The following is a 4594-nucleotide window of genomic DNA, read 5'->3' on the forward strand; positions in this document are numbered from 1 at the left end:
GCCGGGCTGGAGGCAGGGGACATGTTCTGGGCGGCCAGGCTGAGTGTCAGGATCGCCAGCGTCAACAGCGCGACCTCGCTCACGCTCGCTTATCCCTGGCCGGGGGCCGCCCAGACCGCTGTGAACTACGAGGTCCGCTTCACGCCGGATATGACCCGCGCGCTGGCCTCGGCGCGGGAACTGCTGGAGGAGCTTTCGAACGGCAATCTTTCGGCGCTTGCGGCGCTGGAAACGATGGCGAACAAGCTGCCGTGGTTCGATGGCGCAGGCTCTGCGCAACTGGCAGACCTGACATCGCAGGCCCGTGGTCTGCTGGGCGGCTCTGCCCTCTCGCGGGCGGGCAGCGATTATACGCTCAACGGCAAGCTGCTCGGCACCGCCGTGACCCAGAACGACAAGGATACCGCCGCCGGGCGGTTGCTGAAGACTGGCGATTTCGGTCTGGGCACCGCAATTTCTCTGACCGCTGCGGATAATCTCGATACCATCCTGACTTCCGGGCTTTTCTACAATTCGTCATCGGCCAACACGACCGGGAACAATTACCCGCCGGGGATCTCCGGTGCTGGCGCCCTGATCGTGGTGGCGCGCAGCACCACCAACGTGATCCAGAAGTTCATCAGCTACGGCGGCGCCTCCATCGCATCGGCCCTGCGGGAGTTCTCCCGAAGCTGGGGCACATCCGGCTGGGGACCGTGGGTGGAGCAATTCCATCAGGGATCGCTGCTCGGGACGGTCTCCCAGTCCGGCGGCGTTCCGACCGGCAAGGTCATCGAACGCGGCAGCAATGCCAATGGCGAATATGTCCGCTTCGCTGACGGCACCCAGATCTGCACGGTCATTGCCGCCGGGGTGGATGCCGCGACCGCAGCCGGGCCGATCTACATGCACAGCAACCTGCTGACATGGACCTTCCCGGCCTCGTTCCTCTCCGCCCCTGTGGTGACAGGGGGCGGCGGCAATGCGGCGCGCTGGCTGGGGATCAACGCGCCCTCGGTCGGCAGTGTGCAGTACCGCGTCTTCTCCTATGCCTCGTCGGGCACCCTTTCGCTGCCCGGCCTGACCGCCATCGGCCGCTGGTTCTGAGGAGGACCACCCATGCAGATCTCGTTCTCGCCCTTCCGCGCCGATTCCGCCCTCACCCTGTCCCGGCAGGGCGATGTCCTGACCATCGACGGTGCGGATCTCGACTTCGGCCCCTTGCCCGAGGGCGCCGTCCTGCCGCGTGAAGCGGTGAATTGCGACTGGCTGGCCTCGGAGGTCACCCGGATCGACGGGGTGATCCATCTGACCCTGCTGCTGCCGCATGGCCCGATTCCGTGGCCTGTTCCGCCCGAAGCGCATGCGGTTATGCATCCCGAACCGATCCTCGTCACCGCAGACGGGCCGATCCTGTTGCCGAGCTATAATCCCGGGGAGGTCGGCCAATGATCGACTGGAGCAGGACGATCACCGCCGAGGCCCGCGCCGCAGCCGCGCTGGAGGCTGCCAAAGCCGAGGCCCGTGTCACGCTGGCAGCGGCCGTCACCGCCGCCCGCGCCACGCTGATCACCGATCTGCCGGGGCAGAGCATGATCTACCTCGCCAAGGAAGCCGAAGCCCGCACCTGGATCGCCGATCCCACACCGGACCCCGCCGCCTATCCGCTGCTCTCGGCCGAGCTGGGCATCACCGCCCCCGATGGCGCAAGCCTCGCGCAGATATGGCTCAACCTCGCCACCCTCTGGCGCAGCACCGCCGCCGATCTGGAGGCCCTCCGCCTCACCACCCGCGCCGCAATCGATGCCGCGACAACGGTCGAGGAGGTCGAGGCGGCGATGGCAAGCGTGATGATTTGAGGGCTGGCGTTAACCGGGGCTTTGCAGCACCCTTTGACGGTCGAGGCAAAAAATCGTTCTGCTGCAGGATTTGCTGTAAAACTCTGCAGCTTTTGCCGTCACGCTACAGCTACAGCCGTCACGCTACAGTCACGCTACACTGCACTCGCTGAGTCCGTTGCGCCACAGTCTGACGCATCAAGATGCAGTGTCGCAAAATTGCCTCTGGGCGAAGGCTGGGGTTCTGCGCTAGGGTCTGTGGATAACTGGGGCCCAAAGCCAAGGTGAACCCCGGATCACGAGGCAGAACAGACAGGACAAGGGGGACGGCCATGCGCTGCCCATTCTGCGGCAATATCGACACCCAGGTGAAGGACAGCCGCCCCGCCGAGGATCACGTCTCGATCCGGCGACGGCGCTTTTGCCCGGCCTGCGGCGGCCGCTTTACCACCTATGAACGTGTGCAGCTTCGCGACCTCGTGGTCATCAAGACCTCGGGCAAGCGCGAGGATTTCGACCGAGATAAGCTGGAGCGGTCCATTCGCATCGCCATGCAGAAGCGCCCCATCGACCCCGAACGCATCGACCAGATGATCTCGGGCATCGTGCGTCGGCTGGAAAGCATGGGCGAGACGGACATCTCGTCGCGCATCATCGGCGAGATCGTGATGGAAAGCCTCGCGCGGATCGATACGGTCGCCTATGTGCGGTTTGCCAGCGTTTACAAGAACTTCCAGGCCGCCGACGATTTCGACAAATTCGTCTCGGAACTGCGTCCCGCGCAGGAAAAGACAGAGGAGTGAACGGCGCGGCCTACATGCGATCCGCCCTCGCGCTGGCAGCGCGGGGACTGGGCAATACCTGGCCCAATCCGGCGGTGGGTTGTGTGATCGTGACCAACGGCCCCGGTGGGGGCCGTGTAGTGGGGCGCGGCTGGACCCAGCCGGGCGGCCGCCCCCACGCCGAACGCCGGGCACTGGATCAGGCAGGCGAGGCGGCGCGGGGCGCGACGGCCTATGTCACGCTGGAACCCTGTGCCCATCACGGCAAGACCTCCCCCTGTGCCGAGGCGCTGATCGCCGCTGGTGTGGCGCGCGTGGTGACGGCGCTGACCGATCCCGATCCGCGTGTGGCGGGGCGGGGGCACGCCATGCTGCGCGCGGCGGGGATTGCGGTGACCGAAGGGGTTTGTGCGGCTGAGGCGCGCGCGCTTCAGGCCGGGTTCCTGAAACGGGTCGAACAGGGGCTGCCCTTCGTCACGCTGAAGCTCGCCACCACGCTGGACGGGCGTATCGCCACGGCCAGTGGTGAAAGCCGCTGGATCACCGGGGCAGAGGCGCGGCGTGCCGTCCATGCCATGCGGATGCGCCATGACGCGGTGATGGTGGGGTCCGGCACGGCGCGGGCCGACGATCCCGACCTGACGGTGCGGGACATGGGCGCTGTGCGTCAACCCGTACGCATCGTGATCGACGGCCGTCTGAGCCATCGTCCCGACAGTCGTCTTGGTCGCAGCGCGGGGCAAGTTCCGGTCTGGCTCATCCATACCGAGGCCGCGTCGGAGGCCGCGCGCGGTGCATGGGCCGCCACGGGGGCCGAGTTGATCGCGGTGCCCGAGGCCGACGGCCACGCCGATCTGCGCGCCGCGATGCAGGCGCTGGCCGCGCGCGGCCTGACCCGCATCTTTTGTGAGGGCGGCGCTGATCTGGCTGCCGCCCTGATCCGTGCCGGTCTGGTGGACGAACTTGCGCATTTCGGTGCAGGGGCGCTGATCGGGGCCGAGGGGCGCGCGGCGCTTGGTCCGCTGGGCCTGACCGCACTGGCCGAAGCGCCGCGCCTGCGGCGTATTGAAACCACCCCGGTTGGCGCCGATGTGCTGACCCGCTGGGCGCTGGGCTGAGCCTTATCGGGGCAAATGCTTCGCCGCCTCTTTTCGGGCGAAGGCTTTCATCCCGGCGCCATGCTCGGCCAGAAACACCTCGACCCGTCCCGCATCGTGTTTTGACAGGTCGCGCAGCCACCAGGCGATGGCCTTCTGGATGAACCAGTCGCCGTCCGGCACATAACCCGCCGCCCAGCCCAGTACACGCTCACGCGCCTCAAGCTCTGCCGGTTTGGGGAAGTTCAGCTTGGTCAGGGGCAGGGTGTTGACCAGAGCCGCACGGCGCTGCCACATCAGCGGGCTTTGGGTCCAGCTTTCCACCGTGTCGAGCCGCGAAAGATCGGCCATCACCCGCTTTTCGCCCGCCTTGCAGGCGTGATCGGCAATCGCCCAGGCGTCGAACTCGGGCACCCAGCCACAGATCATATCCCAGACCGCGTCATCGGGTCGGATGCGCGCCTGCGTCAGCAGCTTCGCCGCCGCAACGCGCCCCTCATGCACATTGCTCCGCCACAGACCTTCGGCCAGCGCCAGCCGTTCCTCTGCCGTCACCTCCTCGCGCCAGGCCTTTGCCAGCGCGTCGATCTCGGGCACGGTCACGCCCAGATAATGCCGCGCGGCCTTGTGGTAGGCCGCCATCTCCGGAGCTTTTGCCGGGTCGGCGGCGGCTTCCAGTTGCGCAAGGGCGGTGGCGGTGTCGATCATCGGCGGCTCCTGTCTGGTCCTTCCGATCTAGCAGCCTCGGCAGCGAAGGCCAGAGTTTTGTCGCGCCCCTTGACGGCAGGGCAGGGCGGGCGGATGCTTTGCCCGTAATGACGGAGGGTCCGATGCGCCACCTGCCCGCAGCTTCGCTTTGTCTTGCCCTTGCGGCCTGTGTGCCGCCCGAACCACCCGC

General features: G+C 67.0%; 6 protein-coding genes. 5 read left to right on the plus strand and 1 reads right to left on the minus strand.

Going from position 1 to position 4594, the window contains the following annotated elements; all coding sequences use genetic code 11:
• The 5 genes from AO684_RS22000 to ribD all read left to right on the plus strand — a co-directional run.
• On the plus strand, positions 1–1086 hold a 1086-nt coding region (locus tag AO684_RS22000), incomplete at its 5' end, for a pyocin knob domain-containing protein (protein WP_054302630.1).
• 12 nt (positions 1087–1098) lie between these two features.
• The gene (locus tag AO684_RS10075; RefSeq protein WP_054302631.1) at positions 1099–1431 is read left to right on the plus strand and encodes a hypothetical protein; all 333 of its coding nucleotides are present in this window, start codon (positions 1099–1101) and stop codon (positions 1429–1431) included.
• Positions 1428–1838 carry a hypothetical protein gene (locus AO684_RS10080; protein ID WP_054302632.1) on the plus strand — a complete coding sequence of 137 codons (411 nt, stop codon included), beginning with the start codon at positions 1428–1430 and terminating at the stop codon, positions 1836–1838. Before AO684_RS10075 ends, AO684_RS10080 begins: the two co-directional genes overlap by 4 nt.
• A 311-nt stretch (positions 1839–2149) precedes the next feature.
• Complete coding sequence (gene nrdR, locus AO684_RS10085; protein ID WP_054302633.1) at positions 2150–2620, plus strand: transcriptional regulator NrdR; 471 nt, start codon at positions 2150–2152, stop codon at positions 2618–2620.
• 14 nt (positions 2621–2634) lie between these two features.
• Positions 2635–3717 (plus strand): bifunctional diaminohydroxyphosphoribosylaminopyrimidine deaminase/5-amino-6-(5-phosphoribosylamino)uracil reductase RibD, encoded by a 1083-nt coding sequence (gene ribD, locus AO684_RS10090; RefSeq protein WP_054302682.1) that lies wholly within the window; start codon positions 2635–2637, stop codon positions 3715–3717.
• 3 nt (positions 3718–3720) lie between these two features.
• Here the strand turns inward: ribD and AO684_RS10095 are convergent, their stop codons facing one another.
• Entirely contained in the window at positions 3721–4404 is a 684-nt protein-coding gene (locus AO684_RS10095) for a DNA alkylation repair protein (RefSeq protein ID WP_054302634.1), read from the minus strand.
• Between the last annotated feature and the right edge of the window lie 190 nt (positions 4405–4594).

This window comes from Gemmobacter sp. LW-1, from assembly GCF_001303875.1.
Classification (GTDB): Bacteria; Pseudomonadota; Alphaproteobacteria; order Rhodobacterales; family Rhodobacteraceae; genus Gemmobacter; species Gemmobacter caeni.